A 21066-nucleotide genomic window follows, 5' to 3' on the forward strand; every position below is an offset into this window, starting at 1 on the left:
TCAATTCTATTTTTGTTTCGCTTTTCAACGCGGCCGATAGTATAGCCGCGAAAAGAAGCTAATACCATTATGAAATCAAAATGCCGCTGCAGAAACCATGTTTTTAATCACCGTAGCGTTTCTCTAGCATCTTTTTACTTTTTACTTTTTACTTTTTACTTTTTAGGCTGATGTTTGATCGACATGTCTTAATTTATCCTCTTGTTCTTGCTGCTCTTGCAATTCTTTAAACCACAGACTCATCCAGTCGGCACTAATTTTTTGTTGTAGAGAATACGCTTGATCGGTAGGGCAGAATAACGACACAGTTACAATCAACTTAGCATATTCATTAGTTTCGACCATCACATCCGGATCGATGGAAATAAATTCTGCATCCAAACTACGCTCAATCAATCCCTTATACCGTTCTGCCACATCACGGAAATATTCACAATGAGCCCGTGCCCTGGCAATAAACGCAGGTAGCAACTTGTAGGCATTCACGGTAGGCTCATTCGTTAACGAAAATGTATGCATGGTGTAACGACGTAGGAAGTTTAGATTTCTTACCGTTTGCGTTACCAATTGACTATTTGGCACGTAAATATGCTTACCCGTGTACGAAAAAGATTCCGGATCGACTTCCAGCAAAGCGGTCTTAGCCCAATCCATCTCCACCACTTCACCCAGATTCTGATTCATTTGTATCCAGTCACCTACCCTGAACGGTCTGGCCCCGAGATAATAAATGAAGCCCATAAAACATTGGATAAACTCTCGGGTAGCTAACACAATTGCCACCATAAAGGCAGCAATTGAAATCGCCAAAGACTGAATTTCCGAGCCCCATACAATCATCAGGAGGATAATGAGAAACGCATTGCCCAATTGCGCAAGGATGGTAATCTGATGCCTCGTGTCTTCTCCTTTTCGATTACTTCTTTTTTTAATAATCTTAAGGATCAGACGCTTTACTAGAAGAAAAACAACTATTAATAACGCAGAGGCGAGCAATTTATTTGTCACCAATATTGCTACCACTTCACTCCACACTGCGTTAATTTCTGTCACTCACCCACTCCTTAATTAATAAAAAAACACCGGAAATATTTTCCGGTGCTTAACATTATGAACAAGGTAAGCTATTGATACAATACACATCAGTTACGATCTGATTTGCCCTTCTCCATTGACCAGGTACTTTTCAGTGGTAAGGGACTCCAGCCCCATCGGACCATAGGCATGTAGTTTGGTGGTGGCGATTCCAATCTCTGCACCTAAACCTAATTGACTGCCATCCGAGAAGCGGGAGGATGCATTCACCATTACCACCGACGCATCAACCGTTCGTTGGAAACGCGAAGCTGCAGCCCTATCTTCGGTACAGATAACTTCCGTATGGTTACTCCCAAAGCGAGCAATGTGCTGAAGTGCATGATCCATATCATCCACCACGCGGATAGCGATTTCCAGGTCAAGATATTCCTCACCGTAACCGGACTCATCAATGATGTCGGCATCGGGAAACCATTCGCTTGTGCGTTTATCTACGTGCAATTTAACCTTATGTTCGCGAAGTGCCTCTGCCACTTTTGGAAGAAAATCACCGGCGATCGCCTGGTGAACCAATAACCCCTCCAGCGCATTACATACACCAGTGCGCTGAGTTTTGCCATTTAACAGCAAGTTCATTGCCTTATCCAAATCGGCATCTTTATCTACATATAAATGACACACTCCTTTGAAATGCTGGATTACCGGCACTTTTGCGTTGTCAGTTACATAATTAATCAACCCTTCACCGCCACGCGGTATTATCACATCAATGTAATCGCGTTGATTCATCAATTCCTGCATTAAACCACGATCTGGATTTGGCACGACTGTAATTAACGCCTTAGGTAAATTGTGTTTCTCCAGCACATCCTGCAGTAAGCCCGCGATGACCAAACTGGTGTCTAGGGCTTCTTTACCGCCACGTAGAATAACCGCGTTTCCTGATTTAAAGCACAAGGCACCTGCATCGGCCGTCACGTTAGGACGCGCTTCATAAATCATGCATACCACCCCTAACGGGATACGCATCTTCTTAATATCCAATCCATTAGGTCGTTTGCCAAATTCACGTGTGGCACCGACGGGATCAGGCAACTCAACAATAGTTTCAATCCCCGCCGCCATATCTTCGATGCGCTGTTCATCCAAAACCAATCTGTCCACCATAGATGCTTCCAGATTGTTTTCTTTGGCGCGAGCGACTTCCTTTTTGTTCACTTCGATGATTTTTTGTTTGTTCGCACGAATGGCATCAGCCATGTCCTGCAACACTTCATTCTTTTTACTTTCTTCCAAGACAGCCAGCTCGTAAGCCGCTGATTTGGCTTCTTGCGCTAGTTGTGTAATTAAACTCATTCTTTCTCCAAATTTGCTATATGCTTATTAGAAATAATTGGCCCAGTTTTTTTCTCAAATTCCTGAGCAAATTCTTCATTGTCTTGCTTGGCTATAAAATTCAACAAGCAGCTACTGTAATTTGAGCGCGCTTTGACTAGTTTTGTACCATCATCCTTTCTTACCAAAATGGTGTCACCTACCGAAAACTCACCTTTGACGTCAATAATTTCACTGCTGGTCAACTGTTCGGCTTCACTTTCAAGCGAGGCGGCAAAATCACTTTCAACGATAACTTCACCTTGTGCATTAGACGTATGACGCATCCAATGAATATTTTCTTTCATAGGCTTATCGTGTGCCTGAAAATGGGTACCAGGGTTCTTCCCATCCAGTAACAGATTAAAGGTTGTTTCGGTAAAGCCATTGACGATAAAGGTATCAATTCCATGCGAAACAGCTTTTTCTGCTGCCTCGATTTTAGTCCGCATGCCGCCAGTGCCTACACCACCTGCAACTGCGCCACCGGCCATGTCATAAATACTTTGGTCAATGTTGTCCACCCAGGATAATAGTTTTGCATCATCGTGTTCATTTGGATTTTTGTCATACAATCCATCTACATCAGAACAAATAATAAGCGCATCAGCATCGGCGGCAGCAGCAACCATCGCCGATAAATTATCATTATCGCCAACCTTAAGTTTATCCGTGGTAACCGTGTCATTTTCATTGATTATGGGCAGTATCTCATGCTCCAACAAACTGAAAATAGTCTCACGAATACTGATATAACGCTCTCTGTCGCGCAGGTCAGCATGGGTTAACAAAATTTGCGCGGAAGGAAAGTCAAATAATCTATCCCATGTAGCAATCATTTCTGTTTGCCCCGCTGCTGCCATCGCTTTTTTAACTGCGATTTCAGATTTCTCATGGTCGCTGAACTGATGTGCACCGGCTGCCACTGAACCAGATGACACCAGCACCACCTGTGTGCCCATCGCTCGGCATTTAACGATAAACTGGGCGATACTCAATAAATAGTGGCTGCTACAGCCAATCTTGTTGGGAGAGATCAGTGCGCTCCCTACTTTGACTACCACACGTTTCCAATTATAACTCATGTATCTCACTCACCTTACGTTTAACTTTTTTGATCTGCCATTTCCTGAGTAGCCTCTGAAAACATCTGTATAGTTTTAGGGCCAGGCTCTGTATCGAGTTTTGACACTCCCCACAGCGTAAGCGAACTTACAAGAAACCCAGGAACGATTTCGTACATCACACTGCTTAACGTTTGCCCGTCTGGTAATAGCGGCACATAAATCCAAACCAGAACGGTGGCCGCACCGGAAGTGATGCCCGCTAACGCAGCTTTGTGCGTCAGGTCCTTTTTATACAGGCAAAACAGTACTAACGGACCAAAAGCTGCACCGAACCCTGCCCACGCATTGCTGACTAACGACAAGATGCTATTCGATTGATCCATGGCCAACATTAACGCTGCAATTGCCACGCCAGCCACACCGAACCGCCCCATGGTCACGGTTGCCTTCGCACTGGCTTGTTTGGTGGATACCACGTTCAAAATATCTTCCGTCAACGAACTTGCTGACACTAATAGTTGCGATGAAATCGTGCTCATAATCGCTGCTAAAATTGCGGCCATTAAGAAGCCACTAATTAACGGATGAAACAATATTTGCGAAAAAATAATAAATATCGTTTCTGGGTCAGCCACATCTAAATTAAATTGATTAGCATAGGCAATACCAACGAACCCGGTTGCTAACGCGCCAATAATAGTAACGAGCATCCACGACATGCCAATGTTCCGTGCAGTAGAAACCGCGCCAACGGAGCGAATCGCCATGAAACGAACGATGATGTGAGGCTGTCCGAAATAGCCAAGGCCCCAGGCCACACTGGAAACTAACCCCACTAACGTTAGCGACTGCCACGTCTCACTTAAATTTGGTATTGATTCAAATGCCGCGGCATTTAGTTGTTCGACACTGTCGAACTGAGTAAAAGCCACCACAGGAACTAACACCAGGGCCACAAACATAATGCAACCTTGGACAAAGTCGGTGAGACTCACCGCAAGAAATCCACCTAACAAAGTATAGGACACCACAACACCAAGTGTGATCAAAAGTCCTAACTGATAATCCAATGCAAAGGCACTTTCAAACAACTTGCCCCCAGCGACAAGGCCAGCTGAAGTGTAGAGCGTAAAAAAGAGCACAATAATTACTGCTGAAACGATTCGAACACTTGCATTTGCTTGACCAAATCGCTTGGCAAAAAATTCAGGAACTGTAAGCGAGTCGTCGGCGACCTCCGTATACACACGAAGCTTCGGTGCGACGAGCAAATAGTTCACCAGGGCGCCTGCCACCAAGCCAATGGCGATAAACATAGCGTCAAACCCGGCCACAAACATAGCGCCAGGGAGACCCATTAACATCCAACCACTCATGTCCGATGCACCAGCGGATAGTGCGGTGACCTGAGGGCTGACCTTACGTCCCCCGAGAATATAACCGGAAATATCGCTTGTTGACTGTCGATATGCGAATAAGCCAATACCCAGCATCGCAACAAAATACAATGCCAGTGAAATGTAGCTCTCTGCTTGCATAAAAGAAAAATTACCTCAGTTACTAAAATATAAGATGTTCAAAGCAGTTTTACATCGAACACCATTAATTCGAACACTAATTATATTCATATCTTACGTTAGAATGCAACTGAGGGAGTTTATCAACTAGTACTTATCTTACTTAGATATGTAATCCCTTGCCTGTCATATCAAGGATTACTCGATTACAGAGACCTAGTTATATAACTAATATTTTCAATCACTTACTTTTACAGAACGCCAAAAGTGAGAAGTGGCGAGAAGCTTGAAACAGCACGTAGGAAATTATCTAACGTATAAAAATAATGACTATAAGGCAAAATACCCTCCCGATTCATTGAATTGCAATAATTTGACTAAGAAGCCTTTCAGTCGCGGAAACTGCGTTATCATGCAGAATATTTTCAGGTGCATATTCAGCTACTCTGCGAATAATAGTTTCTCTCTCAGAACGGCTTTCAACCACTTCATATAGTTTCGGGTGAAGGTAATATTGTTGGCAGACTGCAGGTGTATTTCCCAGCATCGAAGCCACGTGCTTGGTAAGTGTTGTGGACCATTTTCGACGTGGACTTTGGCTGACCATTTCTTTTATCGAAGGTAAACTGAACAATCCAAAGCGACAAGCGGCCCAGGTTCTGAAATCTTTACAAGAGTAGTCATTGCCCAAATGCGTATGGATAAAATGATTCACATCATCGCTATCCACATCATGCCAACGCCCCTCATCATCCATAAATCTGAACAACGCATACCCTCTTTGCTCGGCACTTTGCGAGACCAAATCAGCTAGTTGAGGGTTTTCTATTTCAACGTTCCTATCTTTATTATGCTTTCCAATAAAATTTAACCTTACCGCCCCACCATCTGTATAAACATGTTTACGTCTGAGAGTGGTGATACCATAGGTATTGTTCTGCTCTGTATATTGTCGATTACCCGCCCTCAGCCCTGTATGATCTAGTAATAACGTCACTAAGGATAAGGTTTTATCCATTGTCCATTGTTGTTCATGAACATGACTCCAACAATACTTTCTGAATTCAGGCAAACCACTACCAAAATCGCTCAGCTTCGCAAATTTTTCCTGCTGACGAGCTTTATGCCAATTTTCATGGTAAAGATATTGCTTGCGCCCTTTGGTATCATATCCCACAGCTTGCAAATGCTGTGTAGGCGAACGACTTATCTGAACATTTTTCCAAATAGGTGGAATGACAAGCCCGTCAATGCGTTTCAACAGTTTTTTATCGGTAACTTTTTTCCCAGATTCGTAAAAATATTCGAACCCTTTTCCACGGCGTTTCCTAAGAATGTCTAAAGAAACTGATTCCATATTAATGCGACCCATGTCATTCCCCGTCAAATTCACTACTTCTTACTGCCCTGATACACTATCCGTTTACAAATTTTTGGCCATTCCCCCCTTATTTTTGTCCTTGCCTATGACAGAAAATGAGAAATTATTGCAGGCCATCTCGAAATTTATTCCTGCTATGCCTCATTCTTGCAGGTCAAGACCGGGTGTTTAAAATAAAATCTTTTAACTTTTAGGCGGTTATCTGTTTAAGGTTTGAACAGGTACGATGTTTGAAGGATATAAACAGTTAATAAGCTAAAGTTGACTAACAGATGCCCCTTTGTTCATTCTATTCATGTGAAGGCTGCAAAATAATTAGCAACTTGCGTTAAGAGAAAAGGAGGATGCATGAGTCATAAGGCAGAACATCACGATACGCTCAAGGAAACGTTAGTTGATTCCAATCACCTACAGATCGCTGCCATTTACGATACCGCTGAAGATGCCCGACTGTCAGCCGAAGAATTGAATCACGACACCGGCATTGATCGGAATCAAATTGTGGTGATAGACCCCAATGATGCTCATTATAGTGAGAAGCTGGAAGGTTCCAGCCGGACAATTGGCAAGTCAATGTGGAACTCTCACTTATTACTTGGCGGCATTGGATTATTGGCTGGCTTGATCGCCGCATCTTTACTGGTTAACTTCGGACCGGCCCTTACCCAACAGAACCCATTTTTCACTTATATTGCCTTGATTAGCCCCGGGCTCTTTATCGGTTTGTTTGCAGCGGGTTTATTTAGTTTACGGCCAGATCGTACTGAAATCATCGATACCGTTAGGCACGCGATAAAAACGCGTCATTATGCCTTAGTTATAAACCTGAAAAAAAATCAATCCGCAGCCAAGGTGACACAAGTTCTAAGACGCAAGAGTTCACAAGTGGTCGAAGCTATCCACTAACCCCACAGGGTGAAGGAAATACGTGTTATAAGCGTGCTTTTCACCACTCGATTGGCTTTTTATCTCGGAAAAATCCACCATTGGGGCCATCCTGCTCCAGCGAACCTAGCCACAGAGCGGTTTCCGCTCCCTGTTGCGGTGAGCGAGGTGCATCTTTCCCGCCCATGCGCGTGTGCACCCATCCTGGACACATGGCGTTTATTTTAACATTACGGTTTTCTGGTACGATATTAGACAAGTTTTTAGTCAGTGCGTTTAACCCCGCTTTACTGACTGCATACGCCAAAGGCCCTTCCATCCCTTCTGTGAATGCTCCCCACCCTGACGATATATTAACGATACGACCGTAGTTTCGCTCCAACATCCCTGGCAGTAGCAACTGACATAATAAAAAAGGCCCTTTAACATGAACCTGTAGAGACTTTTCAAAGTCTGCTTCTGCCAATTCTTCAAAAGATGAATCAATGAGAATGCCAGCGTTGTTAACGAGAATATCAATATCCCCATAGACTGCTTCAGCCCGCACAATACACTCTTTAATGGTACCTGGATTGGTCAGATCGATTTCGAGCACTTGAACATCATTGCCAGGAATTTCATTTCGTGCAGACTCTCCCTCCGACTCATCTCGCACTCCCATTAACACTTTACATCCCCTGGCAGCAAAACCTTTGGCTATTTCCAGCCCTATTCCGCGATTAGCACCAGTCACTAAGACAGTTGAAGTCATATTGATTCCTTCGATTTTACCTTACTAAGGATTTGGTTTAAGAAGTTCACCAGCTCAATAAGCACTGGTAGCAAAAAAGCCCAGATTATTCCTAAAATCACAAATGTAGTCAGTGGGGAATAAGAAAATTGCACCGCATCAAAATGGTGTCCGGCGAAATAGCTAACCGGACCGGCTATCGCACCTACCCCCATTTGAATAACGCGACTTTTAAGCCATATAGACAAACTGTGGTAAATGGAAAGCGCAAATGCAGCCCATAGCACGACTAACCAAAGGGGAATTAAACCCACTGAATATTGCTGGGAAAAAACAAAAACATTTGTCACAGCGAGAATGTTGTCAATTACGCAACCGACTAATACTCCCAACACCATCACAACGGTATCGGTTTTTTTAGTTTTGGTGATAAGAAAATGCAGAAAGAAGAGGGCCAAGATCCAATAGATAAACCTCATTTGATAAACCACTGCTAAAAACCATACAACTTGAAACCACGCTACGTTAAATAGTAAAAAGTGTCGGCTTTGTGGTGTATGTAACATTTCCCAGCCCATTTTTCTGCCAATAGAATTCTGACGAATCTAAATTTATCTACATCATCTTGCTACGAAACTGAACTAACATGGTTCAATTCACAGTAGTAATAAGGGCATGGAAAGAAAGGAGAAATATACGTGAAGATGGTGAAGTACTATCTTATAGGTGCTCTAGTCGCTGCTTTGTTCGCCTGGTTTTCGCCGTGGCTAATTCTAAGTATTGTATTTTGGTGGATTGCACTTTCCCTCACCGTCGTCAGTAGCGCCTATATTTTTGGGTATCCTTCCTTATTTCGTAAAAGGAATGATGGCAGTATTCCTTTTTATGTCAGATGGATGTTCATTCCCTTCTTACTAGGTACGGATGCCTACAATAGCTGGGCACGTAAACATGATAAAGTCCCCCCGATTCAGCAAATCGATGACCACCTGTTTCTGGCTTGCAGGTTATTTAACAAAGACATAGAAACACTTAACCAACTGGGTATTACCGCCATTTTAGACGTCACTGCTGAGTTCGATGGTCTGGATTGGACGGCACACCAGGCAGATTGTGACTATTTGAATATTCCTGTTTTAGATCATACCAGTCCAACACTTGAGCAATTAAACACCGCAATAAACTGGCTCGATCAACATATTAGCGAGGGAAATAAAGTCGTCGTTCACTGTGCGCTGGGTCGTGGCCGCTCGGTGTTAACCTTAGCAGCCTATTTGTTAACGAGAGATGACAGCTTATCCGTGATGGATGCAATGAATAAGATACAGTCGGTTCGCAGCACCGCACGTTTAAATAAAAGACAGTTAAAGTCGTTGACTCAGATCAAGCAAGGTGGTCGGCTAAAATTGCTTAATTCGCTTATCCTTGTAGCCAATCCGGTGGCTGGCGGAGGTAAATGGGAAAGAGAAAAAGAAAACATCTTAGCTCAGCTAAATCCACATTTTCGCGTCAGTGTTTTTGAAACCAAAGAAGATTTATCTGCTACCACATTAACCAAAAAGGCTATCCAAAAGGGCGCAGATATTGTCGTTGCTTGTGGCGGCGATGGGACGATTTCTGAGGTGGCAAGGCAGTGCCTTGAAACAAACACGATCCTTGGAGTAATTCCTTTAGGAACAGCGAATGCTCTCAGTCAGGTATTGCACGGCGTATTTCAGCAAATCGACCCGTTCGATACGGCATGTCAAACCATCATCGAAGGCAAAGTTACCAAAATTGATACAGCATTATGCAATGACAAGCTGATGCTTTTAGCCGCAGCCGTTGGTTTTGAAGAGAAAATGATAGCCACCGCAGACCGTTCACAGAAAAACGAAGGCGGACAGATGGCTTATCTTAAAGGTCTATGGGATGCCATAGGCAAAAACGAAACCCTTCATCTAGAAGTGAAATTTGACCATGAACCAGTAGAGTCTCTGGACACTCCCAGCTTAGTGGTTGCGAATGCAGCTCCTATCACTACCGCCCTAGCGCAAGGGGGCGATGAGCCTGATTTAACCGATGGTAAATTAGATATTACCTGGCTCACTCCACAGGAAAACTCTGATCAGCAGCTATTATCCTTAGCCGAACTGGTATTCAGTGATGCAGAAACAAAAAAGGATTCCCCCAGAGTGAATCATAAACAAGCATCTGAAGTTGAGATATCGTTTGCGCGGGAACGTGAGTACGCATTGGATGGAGAAATTTTTAAGGCAGAAAAAATCCATATTAAAATTCTGCCGAAAAGCTTAAAGATCTTAAGCGATGGGCAATTGAACTCGTAAATATTGAGTGGTAGTACACTGCATTGGGGGGACACCGTACGCCAAATGGCTGTCCCGTTGGTTAACTTCATGCTAAAGGAACGTTGGTATGGCGTACACATCAAATTTGGATGAATTTAAAGCGTGGATTACCCAACGCTATCCAGAGCAGAAAGAATATTTACAAGCCACTTTCGATATAGCGAAAGATGTTATTCCCGTATGTAACGCAAATGAAAAATACAAACAATGGGAAGTATTTAAGCGCCTATGTGAGCCAGAACGCATCATTTACTTTAGCGTTTCATGGCTGAATGATAACCACGAAATTGAAATCAATAAGGGGTGGCGTGTTCAGCACAATGGCTTAATTGGCCCATATAAAGGTGGCCTACGGTTTCACCCCACCGTAAATGAGTCGGTGTTAAAGTTTCTGGCCTTTGAACAGTCATTCAAGAATGCGTTGACAGGCCTACCTATTGGCGGTGCCAAGGGCGGGTCGGACTTCAATCCGAAAGGGCGAAGTGACTATGAAGTCATGCGATTTTGCCAGGCCTTTATGCAAGAGCTACAGAGACACATTGGCCCTTACACTGATGTTCCCGCGGGTGATATCAACGTGGGAAGTCGCGAAATAGGATATTTATACGGCGAATATCGGAAAATAAATAACCGCTTTGGCGGCGCCATCACGGGTAAAGATATTGAATTCGGTGGTAGCTATGTGCGTACTGAAGCGACAGGTTTCGGCTTGGTTTACTTTCTTGACGATGTGTTAAAACAGGCTGGGACAAGTATAGAAGGTAAGCGTATAGCTGTATCTGGAGCCGGCAACGTCGCATTACATACTGCATTAAAAGCGACTCAGCATGGTGCAAAGGTGATTTCCTTATCCAATAGTCGCGGCACGTTATTTTACGAAAAAGGCTTTAGCGAAGAGGATTTAAAATGGGTCATCGATCACAAAGGAAAACCTGACAACATTTTGCTATCCCTCAATAAAAAAATAAAAGGCGCTTGGGAGGCAAACGCGACGCCATGGAGTGCCGAAGTCGATATCGCTCTGCCCTGTGCGACGCAAAATGAGTTAATTGGAAAAGATGCGAAATTATTGATAAAAAATGGCTGTAAATTTGTTCTCGAAGGGGCCAATATGCCTTGTAACGAAGCTGCGCAGAAAGCATTTACGGAATCCAAAATAGTGTTTGTTCCGGGAAAGGCGTCAAATGCGGGTGGAGTGGCGCTCTCTGGCCTTGAAATGGCACAAAACGCTACGTTTCATAAAGCGACGTATGAGGCGATGAATTCAGCTCTACAAGAAATTATGGCGAACATTCATCAGCAGTGTGTGAAAGAAGGTGACGAAGGGGACTTCATCAATTATGCAAAAGGCGCAAACATTGCTGCATTTAGACGGCTGGCCGATGCCATGGTAGCCCAGGGAATATAAGTAAATTATTCGCAAGTGCAAGAAAAATATGCCATAACCTGTGTAAAAAAAGCGCACAAGTTGACTTGCAATCTGTTCCCGTTCAAATAGCTTTCTTTTTTGCTATGTATAACATGGACTTAGAGAGTTTAGTTTTCTGGAATGAATATCGCATCAGATAAAGTAAGTTGGATGAGGAGATATTCCATGAAAATTTTTGAAGCGCTAAGACAAGACCACGAAAAACAACGTCTATTACTAAAGATTTTGGCCGAAACGAGTGGTGACACTCCTGCTAGAAGAGAATATTATGCTGAATTAAAAGAGCAGTTGGAAACCCATGCTACAGCAGAAGAGCGCTATTTTTATTCTCCACTGATGAAGTCTGATAACACAGTAGAACTTTCTCGTCATGGTGTAGCCGAGCATCATGAAATCGATGAGCTTCTCGAAAAACTTGACAATACTGACATGAGCTCACCCGCTTGGTTACGTCACTTAAAAACGTTGCAAGAGAAAGTTGAACATCATCTTGCGGATGAAGAACGCGAATTTTTCCAAGTTGCAGGCAAAGTTTTAAACGAATCACAAAAAGAAAAATTAGCTAACAATTATCAGCAAGAGATGCGGGCTGAGCTTCACCATTAATGCTTCTACCGTTATAGACGGACTTCCTTTTTCTTAGTGGGTACTGGTACCGGTGCCCGCGACATTCCTCTGAATCATCCCCTTCGGTAAATCTCACGGCGCTTCTAATACCAAACATCAGTGCGGAATGGTATTAGCCAGGATTACGCGAACGTTAATTGATAAGCAATTTCCTTTTTAACAGGTCTATTTAGCTATATCTGTCGTTTAAAGCTTAAACATTCATATTTCAATAAATTAATGCGCTTAAACAAATTCAAGACTCGCCTCCAGACAATGTGGGAAGGTGTCAGTACTAGCTATTGGTTTATACCTGTAATCATGATGATAGGTATGACTATACTCTGTTTAGCATGTCTATTCGTCGTCCAGCGTTCGCAATTGCCTGAATTTATAATTGATTTTATTCCAACTGTTAAAGAAGTCGGTGCCAGGCAATTACTTTCGACACTGGCCACTGCCATTATCACTGCGACAAGTATCGCTTTTTCGATGACCATTGTGGTACTGACGATGGCGTCGGCTCAATTCGGCCCTCGCCTATTGCGTACCTTTATGTTAGACAAAGCCACGCAAAGCGTATTAGGCATTTTAGTGTCGTCTTTCTTATTTTGCATAATTGCGCTTCATCACCTGGGAGAAATTCGCGATGATGCAGACGCTTTGTCCATTATTTCAACTGTGACACTTACCATCGGCATATTGAATTTGTTAGCGCTCATCTTTTTCATTCATCATCTCTCTAACGCCATTCAGGCGGAAGAGGTAATTCACAAAAGTTTTGAAGATTTTAAGCTAAACCTTTCTTCTTTGCTTCCTAAACCTGAGAAAGAGAGTAACGAACAACCGGTCCCGGAGCGGATTCTTCCCAAAGCTGAGTTTCAAATATCTTATTTTTCTGAGTCGGGCGGTTATGTTCAAACGGTTAACTACGATGAATTTCTTAAATCTGAAATCAATGGCGTATGCGGTTTTGAGATTTTAGTCAGGAGCGGTGATCACGTCATGCCTGGAGATGAAATCGTCGTCATCCATTCAAATTATGCGTTAACCGAAGATGACCTCACAAGTTTAAACGGTTTGATTCTGTTGGGGCATCGAAGAACACCTGTACAAGATCCTGAATTTGCGGTTAGACAGCTGGTGGAAATAGCACTGCGTGCACTATCACCTGGAATAAACGACCCATTTACGGCAATCTCTTGTCTAGACAAGCTTACGACGGCATGTATTTTAATGAGTCGTCGTCCTTTTCCTTTTAACACTATTCTCAATACTAAAGGCCAAATCTGGTTGAAACGCCGAACCTTCAACTTGTGTGGTGTTATCAATATGTCATTTAATCAAATACGTCAATCTGGGAAAGCCCACGTAGCGGTCGGCTTACATATTCTAGATTGTTTACATAAACTGTCATGCCATCTGGATAAGGAATATGAATCTACTATTCAGCAACAAGCTAATGCGACTTGTGAACTATTGTTAGATGCCAGACCATCGCTGGTAGACAAAGAAAAAATTAGCCAACGGATGGTAAACTTTGACGTTCACGAGACGGTGTTTGCACCGCGTAATCGCGCTAAGGAAAGGTCTGGAGGAGCCAATTAGATATTGGCCCCCTCGACACCTGCAATCATCATCGTGTAACAATGATGTATATGGCGTGAATTATACCTGGAATATAACCCAATAACGTCAGTATCACGTTGATCCAGAAATGTTTACCTAAGCCCACTTGTAAGAAAACTCCAAGCGGAGGCAATAATATCGAGAGAATAATGCGTATTATATCCATTTCGAAATCCTCAATTAGTATTAACTATGTGTTTTACAACATGGACGATCGTCCATCAGCACAATAATGCGAGCTTAATAGCGATCACTACACTTTATTCTGCAAGTTACTTGCCAAACTTCCATTGAAAATTATTGGTGGTAGGCTTTGCATTAGTTGAGCGCATATTTGTATGAAAAAAGAGAGCGGTTATTAGCCGTATATCTATGAGATAAAAGTGGCTCCTCCTCCCGCATAACAAACCGTCAGTCCTTATGCCGCCAAGGAGAGGCTAACAAGCATGCTCACCTTGCTGTAGCATGACATTTTGTTTATTGCTACCTATAGATGCGTTGGTTGTAAGAAATAGCCTTATCCTAATTTGAGCGATAATAAGGTTTTCAACTTAGGGGGCTCACGAGAAGATAGGCAATTCATTAGTCAGTAATTGCAATTTTGAATATAGAATCGTGCAAAACTTTCAAATTTCGTTTCGCTGCTTCACAGCTATTTAGCACACATTCGCTGCGCCCATTAAAAAAACCTAATGGTCCAGCGACCAGCAAAAATGAATTTATATCCCAATGTAGTGCAAATGAAACGATATGTGCAGCAAGAGAAATGATTAAACTACGTAGTCAGAAAAAAGCCCCGCGCATTACAAGAATCTGCACTATAGCTATCTTCCCCTAGCGGGCCTAAACGACTGGTTGAAGAAACTCAAGTCAATACTTGTAAGCCAGTGTGGAACTTCTTTCTTATGCTGCGTCCATTTACCTTAGCGAGCCTGCAATCAATTCATATAAAAAATCAGTACAGATTGATATCAGTTTTAAGCTGGCTTACCAACACGTATTCAAAAAGGGAATGAGCACCGAGCACTCTTTCGATTCATCTATAAATTGAGGTAATTAAAATTAATCGTTTTGGGGGTTGTTTAATGCGTCTGAGCAAAATAAAAAAGTCGAATACGTTGTTATAGACGGCCCTTCAATCTATAAGCGGGAATTTCATCAAATTGGATCCACTGCTTATGCGACAGGATCGATAAACTGAAAGAGTAAATACGAAAAAAGCTGCACTCTGTGCAGCTTTTTTTAAAATATGGTGCGGAAGGCGGGACTTGAACCCGCACGAGCTATGCTCACCACCCCCTCAAGATGGCGTGTCTACCAATTCCACCACTTCCGCTAAAATTTACTTGTCACCGTTTTTTTCGTTTTCAGTTTCAGAAACTGGCACGTCAGATTGCTGTTGATTTCCAACGGGAACATCTGAATCCTGTTGATCCCCTACAGGAACATCAGAATTATTTACTGGAATAGTCGATTCTTCATTCGCAACCGAACCCTGTTGTACGGCAGGCACATCTAAATTATCCCACTCGTCTTCTGTAGACTCTCGGTTTGCAGTCAGGTTACCTAGTATCAAACTGATTAGAAAAAATAAGGTCGCAAGCACACCCGTGGTGCGCGTCATAAAATTACCCGATCCACTTGAACCAAAAACCGTATTTGAACCACCCGCACCAAACGATGCGCCCATACCAGCTCCTTTGCCTTGTTGGATCAGAACAAATCCAATCAACATAAGTGCAACAATCAGGTACGACACTAACAGCACTTCGTATAACATAAATACCTCGTCAGTTTGCCGCTTGGCAAATTGCAATAAAATCTTCTAACTTAAGACTAGCACCACCAATCAGGCCGCCATCCACATCGGGTTGAGAGAAAAGCTCTTTGGCGTTATCGGCTTTAACACTTCCGCCGTAAAGCAAACGCATCCCATCACCAAGCCCCGCCGCGTGTTCATTTAACGTGCGACGTATAAATGCGTGCACTTCCTGAGCTTGTTGAGGTGTAGCCGTTTTACCCGTTCCAATCGCCCAGATTGGTTCGTATGCAATGACACATTGCGCCAGCGCCTCAACACTGAGCAAATCTGTTAATGCGTTAATCTGCTCTGCAATATAGGTCTCAACAGTCTGCTGCTCGCGAACATCTAACGGTTCGCCTACACAAATAATGGGCACCAAACCATGTTCAACTGCTTGTTGCGCTTTTTTTGCAACAAGCTCACTACTCTCCTGCTGGGATTCTCTCCGCTCAGAATGGCCAACAATTACGTGGCTTGAACCTACCTCTTTAAGCATAGCTACTGATAATTCACCAGTATGTGCACCATTTTCAAGGTGGCTTACATTCTGCGCACCAAGACTGAAATCATGGCCCGAAAATAACGGCAAATATACTGATGGAGGACAAATTACTACGGAGCACGTTAACTGTTGTGTTTTTAGCCCCTTGGAAAACTGCTCGACCAAGTAACGGTCTCCATTCATCTTCCAGTTTCCAGCCACCATAGGTATGCGGTTGTTTTCCATTTCTGTTCCAGCCTTAGCCCTATTTAAGCGGGCGTGATATTAACGATTTCGGGATTAATATACAAGTATAAAAACGCTTTTACATAAACATGCGCGTTAACTGGCTACTTTACGTACAGCATCTGCAATGCACTGAGACCACTTGACGGATGCAGCTTCATCTTCTGCTTCAACCATCACTCGAATTAATGGTTCGGTTCCACTTTTACGTAACAAAACCCTACCTGTTTTACCGAGCGCTTTTTCGGCGTCTACCGTGGCAGATTTAACGTGTTCGTCATCCAGAGGATTTTTACCATCAGGCGCATAACGCACATTAACCAATTGTTGAGGATATTTTTCAAAGCCACTACTTAACGCATGCAGGTCCATAGTAGATCTGATCATGGCGATTAACACCTGTAAACCAGCAACTATCCCGTCACCAGTTGACGCAACATTTAAATTTAATATATGGCCGGAACTCTCCCCGCCAATACTCCAGCCTTTTTGCTGCAATAACTCCATGACGTAACGATCACCGACTTTACTTCTAGCGAAAGGTACTCCCAACTTATTAAGCGCATTTTCAAGCCCCAGATTACTCATTAAGGTTCCTACCACGCCACCTTGCATCCTACCGTTCTTAAGTGCATCTCTGGCAATCATGAAAAGGATTTGATCACCGTCGATGATATTACCCAATTGGTCCACCATCATTATCCGATCACCATCGCCATCCAAGGCGAACCCAACATCAGCTCCTGTTTCCAGCACTTTATCTACCAATCCCTGTAGTGATGTGGCACCGACATTTTCATTGATATTGAGACCATTAGGAGCCGTGCCAATTTCAATAACCTCTGCACCTAGTTCATCTAACACATTGGGAGCGATATGGTACGTAGCGCCATGGGCACAATCGACTACTATTTTTAATCCGTGCAGGGATAGCTCAGAAGGGAATGTCCCTTTACAAAACTCAATGTACCGTCCTGCTGCATCGCCAATCCGGGTAGCTTTTCCTAATTTATTAGAAGCTACACACGTCATGGGTTGATCCATCATTGATTCAATGGCCAGTTCGATATCATCATCTAACTTGAAGCCATCAGAGGAAAAGAATTTTATTCCATTATCATAATAGGGGTTATGCGAGGCACTAATAACTATTCCTGCTTCAGACCGAAACGTTTTAGTCAGATACGCTATTGCAGGGGTGGGCATCGGCCCGAGCAATCCTATATTGATTCCTGCGGCCGACAATCCCGCTTCCAGTGCAGATTCCAACATATACCCCGAAATTCTGGTATCTTTTCCGATTAATACTTTGTTTGTTCCCCTGCCCGCTAGTACCTTACCCGCGGCCCAGCCTAATTTTGTTACAAATTCAGGGTTAATTGCACTCTCACCCACTTTTCCGCGGATACCATCAGTACCAAAATATTTACGATGTCCCATCAGGATTCCTTAATCTCTTTATTTTTCTAAGGCATTTAAATAATTAACAATTTTTATGGCGTCACACGTTTGTTCAACATCGTGTACACGCAATATCTTTGCGCCATTTAGTGCTGCGATTGTAGCGACTGCAACATTGCCTGCCAATCTCTCGTTTACTTCACGTTGAAGTAATTTACCTAGCATTGATTTATTAGACATTCCTACCAAAAGAGGTAAACCCTCTACTGAAATATGGTTAAGTTCTTTTAATAACTGGTAGTTATGCTGTAGTGTTTTTCCAAAGCCGAAACCGGGATCCAATAAAATGTTTTCTTTTTTTATCCCCGCCTTTACACATTCTTCCACCCGTTGCTTAAAAAACTTCCGGATCTCCTTGACGATGTCAGCGTATTGAGGAGCGTCCTGCATCGTTTGGGGGTTTCCCTGCATATGCATGAGACAAACAGGAATACTAAGTTTTGCGGCCGTTTCTAATGCGTTGACATTTCTTAACGCATAAACATCGTTAATCAACGTTGCGCCTGCATCCACCGCTTCTCTCATCACAAGCGCCTTATTGGTATCTACTGAAATAACACAGTCCGTTTCCTTTTTAAGCGCTTCAATAATAGGAATAACCCGGTCCAGTTCTTCTGCTTCACTGACAGTATTAGCGCCGGGACGGGTCGACTCACCGCCCACATCAATAAATGATGCCCCATTATCAATCATTCGACGCGCATGGCTAAGTGCACTGTTTAAGGAATTAAAACGACCACCGTCAGAAAATGAATCAGGTGTAACATTTAAAATCCCCATAACATGTGGAGTAGAGAGATCGATGTGTTTATCTTTGAACTTCATAACGAGGAAAGGTTGAGGCTAGAAAAATTCACAACAAAACAAAAAACGCCAGAAAAGCTTCTGGCGTTTCACTTATTTATCAACTAGGAAGGTCACCAGGTTTACCAACCGAGGGCTTATCCACTCCATCATCGGTTATTTCACCTTCACGCTGTGGCGTTCCGCCCGTGGGCTTATCTCCACCACTTGGCGTGCGATCATCCCAATCAGCCGGAGGCCTGACTTCACGTCGTGCCATCAGGTCATCTATCTGTTTAGCATCAATGGTTTCATACTTCATTAACGCATCTTTCATTGTATGAAGTATATCAACATTTTCTTCAAGAATGCGTTTCGCACGTTCATAATTTGAATCTATGATAGCTTTAATTTCTGCGTCAATTGCTCTGGCTGTATCGTCAGACATATGAGATGCCTTCGACATAGATTTGCCTAGAAAGACTTCGCCTTCTTCTTCAGCATAAAGCATTGGTCCCATTTTAGTTGAGAGACCCCATTGCGTGACCATTTTACGGGCGATGTCAGTGGCGCGCTCGATATCGTTGGACGCTCCAGTCGTGACTTTCTCATCGCCGAAGATGATTTGTTCAGCGATACGTCCTCCGAACAGACTGGAAATCATGCTTTCAAGGTGCTGCTTGGAATGACTGACTCGATCTTGTTCCGGTAAATACATAGTTACACCTAAGGCTCTGCCCCTAGGAATAATTGAAACCTTGTACACAGGATCGTGCTCAGGCACCAACCTGCCAACAATAGCATGACCTGCTTCATGATATGCAGTCATCGCTTTTTCTTCTTCAGACATAACCATAGATTTACGCTCAGCGCCCATCATGATTTTATCTTTAGCTTTATCGAATTCTTCCATGTTAACTAGACGTTTATTCGATCTAGCTGCAAATAAAGCAGCTTCGTTGACCAGGTTTGCTAAATCAGCCCCTGAAAAACCTGGGGTGCCACGCGCTATAACCGATGGCTCAACATTATCAGCGATCGGAACCTTACGCATATGTACTTTAAGAATTTGCTCTCTGCCCCGAATATCAGGCAATCCAACTATAACCTGCCGATCGAAACGACCCGGTCTTAATAATGCTGGGTCAAGAACATCGGGACGGTTAGTAGCTGCGATCACAATGATTCCTTCATGCCCCTCAAAGCCATCCATCTCAACTAACATTTGGTTTAAGGTTTGTTCTCGCTCGTCGTGACCGCCACCAAGGCCGGCCCCGCGTTGACGCCCTACAGCATCGATTTCATCGATAAATATAATGCACGGCGCCGCTTTCTTAGCTTGTTCAAACATGTCGCGTACACGTGATGCACCCACGCCTACAAACATTTCTACAAAATCTGAACCAGAAATCGTGAAGAACGGAACTTTGGCTTCACCTGCGATCGCTTTAGCGAGTAATGTTTTACCTGTTCCGGGCGGGCCCACCATTAATACGCCTTTTGGAATTTTCCCACCGAGCTTTTGAAACTTACTTGGATCTTTAAGAAAATCTACCAATTCCGATACATCTTCCTTCGCTTCGTCACAGCCTGCTACGTCGGCAAAGGTTGTTTTAATCTGATCTTCACCCAGTAATCGCGCTTTACTTTTACCAAATGACATCGCGCCTCGGCCACCACCGCCCTGCATTTGTCGCATGAAAAATATCCACACAGCAATAAGCAATAGCATTGGGAACCAGGAAATGAATATTGACGTTAAAATAGAGGGCTCTTCAGGGGGTTCGCCCAAAATACGCACATCTTGCTTCACCAGATCTGAAACCAGCTGATCATCAAAATAAGGAATATAGGTGACGAAGGACTCACCATTTCTTTTTGTTCCGCGAATTTCACGGGCGTCACTATTGATGCGCACCTCACGAATATTCCCCTGATTCGCTTCTTTAAGGAAGGTGGTGTAATCCGTTTGTGCGCGGGTGGATTCATTTGGAGAAAAACTCTGAAACACCGACATCAACACTACAGCTATGACCAGCCATAAGATTAAATTTTTTGCCATATCGCTCAATGCTATTAACCTCTGTTAAAAACAACTCGGTGTGTAATATCTCACAGCAATATTCTTACCATAATTTCGTTACACCGCGTTGCATTTAGTAATGCGTTACCTACCAAAAGGGTACTACACTTTATTTTCACACGCTACCAATTACCAAGCCAATCTCGTACTTCGTAAACGATGGGTAACGCAATCGACAAGTTAACTTTCCTGTTCCGAAGTTCC

The 21066-nt window shown here is 43.3% G+C and carries 18 protein-coding genes and 1 tRNA gene; 5 read left to right on the top strand and 14 right to left on the bottom strand.

Translation table 11 applies throughout. The features are described 5' to 3' along the window. Positions 1 to 162: 162 nt before the first annotated feature. The 5 genes from OPS25_RS08810 to OPS25_RS08830 form a co-directional block, all read right to left on the bottom strand. A complete protein-coding gene (locus OPS25_RS08810) occupies positions 163 to 1053 on the bottom strand; it encodes a mechanosensitive ion channel family protein (protein ID WP_265617330.1) in 891 nt (296 codons plus the stop codon). A gap of 93 nt (positions 1054 to 1146) precedes the next feature. Then, complete coding sequence (locus OPS25_RS08815; protein ID WP_265617331.1) at positions 1147 to 2394, bottom strand: glutamate-5-semialdehyde dehydrogenase; 1248 nt, start codon at positions 2392 to 2394, stop codon at positions 1147 to 1149. Then, complete coding sequence (gene proB, locus OPS25_RS08820; RefSeq protein WP_265617332.1) at positions 2391 to 3497, bottom strand: glutamate 5-kinase; 1107 nt, start codon at positions 3495 to 3497, stop codon at positions 2391 to 2393. The genes OPS25_RS08815 and proB overlap by 4 nt, the downstream gene beginning before the upstream one ends. A 20-nt stretch (positions 3498 to 3517) precedes the next feature. Next, a complete protein-coding gene (gene putP, locus OPS25_RS08825; RefSeq protein WP_265617334.1) occupies positions 3518 to 5017 on the bottom strand; it encodes a sodium/proline symporter PutP in 1500 nt (499 codons plus the stop codon). A gap of 334 nt (positions 5018 to 5351) precedes the next feature. Then, positions 5352 to 6368, bottom strand: coding sequence for a DNA topoisomerase IB (locus OPS25_RS08830; protein ID WP_265617336.1), 1017 nt, complete (start codon positions 6366 to 6368; stop codon positions 5352 to 5354). Positions 6369 to 6725: 357 nt separating this feature from the next. Here OPS25_RS08830 and OPS25_RS08835 point away from each other — a divergent pair, with 357 nt between their 5' ends. After that, the gene (locus OPS25_RS08835) at positions 6726 to 7283 is read left to right on the top strand and encodes a hypothetical protein (protein WP_265617337.1); all 558 of its coding nucleotides are present in this window, start codon (positions 6726 to 6728) and stop codon (positions 7281 to 7283) included. Between the two features lie 40 nt (positions 7284 to 7323). Here OPS25_RS08835 and OPS25_RS08840 read toward each other — a convergent pair whose 3' ends face one another. Further along, positions 7324 to 8013 carry an SDR family NAD(P)-dependent oxidoreductase gene (locus OPS25_RS08840; RefSeq protein WP_265617338.1) on the bottom strand — a complete coding sequence of 230 codons (690 nt, stop codon included), beginning with the start codon at positions 8011 to 8013 and terminating at the stop codon, positions 7324 to 7326. Then, positions 8010 to 8570, bottom strand: a complete 561-nt coding sequence (locus OPS25_RS08845; protein ID WP_320411953.1) for a DUF2878 domain-containing protein — start codon at positions 8568 to 8570, stop codon at positions 8010 to 8012. The genes OPS25_RS08840 and OPS25_RS08845 overlap by 4 nt, the downstream gene beginning before the upstream one ends. A 120-nt stretch (positions 8571 to 8690) precedes the next feature. On the opposite strand from OPS25_RS08845, the gene OPS25_RS08850 reads away from it, so the two are divergent. From OPS25_RS08850 to OPS25_RS08865, 4 genes are all read left to right on the top strand, one after another. Continuing rightward, the gene (locus tag OPS25_RS08850) at positions 8691 to 10319 is read left to right on the top strand and encodes a diacylglycerol kinase family protein (protein ID WP_265617340.1); all 1629 of its coding nucleotides are present in this window, start codon (positions 8691 to 8693) and stop codon (positions 10317 to 10319) included. Positions 10320 to 10407: 88 nt separating this feature from the next. Further along, positions 10408 to 11748, top strand: a complete 1341-nt coding sequence (gdhA, locus tag OPS25_RS08855; RefSeq protein WP_265617342.1) for an NADP-specific glutamate dehydrogenase — start codon at positions 10408 to 10410, stop codon at positions 11746 to 11748. A 186-nt stretch (positions 11749 to 11934) separates the two neighbouring features. Beyond that, complete coding sequence (locus tag OPS25_RS08860; RefSeq protein WP_265617343.1) at positions 11935 to 12375, top strand: hemerythrin domain-containing protein; 441 nt, start codon at positions 11935 to 11937, stop codon at positions 12373 to 12375. A 276-nt stretch (positions 12376 to 12651) separates the two neighbouring features. Next, positions 12652 to 13983 (top strand): DUF2254 domain-containing protein, encoded by a 1332-nt coding sequence (locus OPS25_RS08865; protein ID WP_265617578.1) that lies wholly within the window; start codon positions 12652 to 12654, stop codon positions 13981 to 13983. Positions 13984 to 14011: 28 nt separating this feature from the next. Here the strand turns inward: OPS25_RS08865 and OPS25_RS08870 are convergent, their stop codons facing one another. The 7 genes from OPS25_RS08870 to ftsH form a co-directional block, all read right to left on the bottom strand. Further along, positions 14012 to 14170: a YqaE/Pmp3 family membrane protein gene (locus OPS25_RS08870; RefSeq protein ID WP_265617345.1), complete on the bottom strand. Its 159-nt coding sequence runs from the start codon at positions 14168 to 14170 to the stop codon at positions 14012 to 14014. A gap of 1084 nt (positions 14171 to 15254) precedes the next feature. Then, a tRNA-Leu gene (locus tag OPS25_RS08875) sits at positions 15255 to 15340 on the bottom strand. Between the two features lie 6 nt (positions 15341 to 15346). Beyond that, positions 15347 to 15784: a preprotein translocase subunit SecG gene (gene secG, locus OPS25_RS08880; RefSeq protein ID WP_265617347.1), complete on the bottom strand. Its 438-nt coding sequence runs from the start codon at positions 15782 to 15784 to the stop codon at positions 15347 to 15349. A 10-nt stretch (positions 15785 to 15794) separates the two neighbouring features. Then, positions 15795 to 16535 (bottom strand): triose-phosphate isomerase, encoded by a 741-nt coding sequence (tpiA, locus tag OPS25_RS08885; RefSeq protein ID WP_265617349.1) that lies wholly within the window; start codon positions 16533 to 16535, stop codon positions 15795 to 15797. Between the two features lie 96 nt (positions 16536 to 16631). Then, complete coding sequence (gene glmM, locus OPS25_RS08890) at positions 16632 to 17975, bottom strand: phosphoglucosamine mutase (protein ID WP_265617351.1); 1344 nt, start codon at positions 17973 to 17975, stop codon at positions 16632 to 16634. A gap of 18 nt (positions 17976 to 17993) precedes the next feature. Continuing rightward, positions 17994 to 18821: a dihydropteroate synthase gene (folP, locus tag OPS25_RS08895; RefSeq protein ID WP_265617353.1), complete on the bottom strand. Its 828-nt coding sequence runs from the start codon at positions 18819 to 18821 to the stop codon at positions 17994 to 17996. A 79-nt stretch (positions 18822 to 18900) separates the two neighbouring features. Beyond that, entirely contained in the window at positions 18901 to 20850 is a 1950-nt protein-coding gene (gene ftsH / locus OPS25_RS08900; RefSeq protein ID WP_320411954.1) for an ATP-dependent zinc metalloprotease FtsH, read from the bottom strand. Positions 20851 to 21066: the final 216 nt, after the last annotated feature.

The sequence above is a fragment of the Alteromonas aquimaris genome, assembly GCF_026183695.1.
Classification (GTDB): Bacteria; Pseudomonadota; Gammaproteobacteria; order Enterobacterales; family Alteromonadaceae; genus Alteromonas; species Alteromonas aquimaris.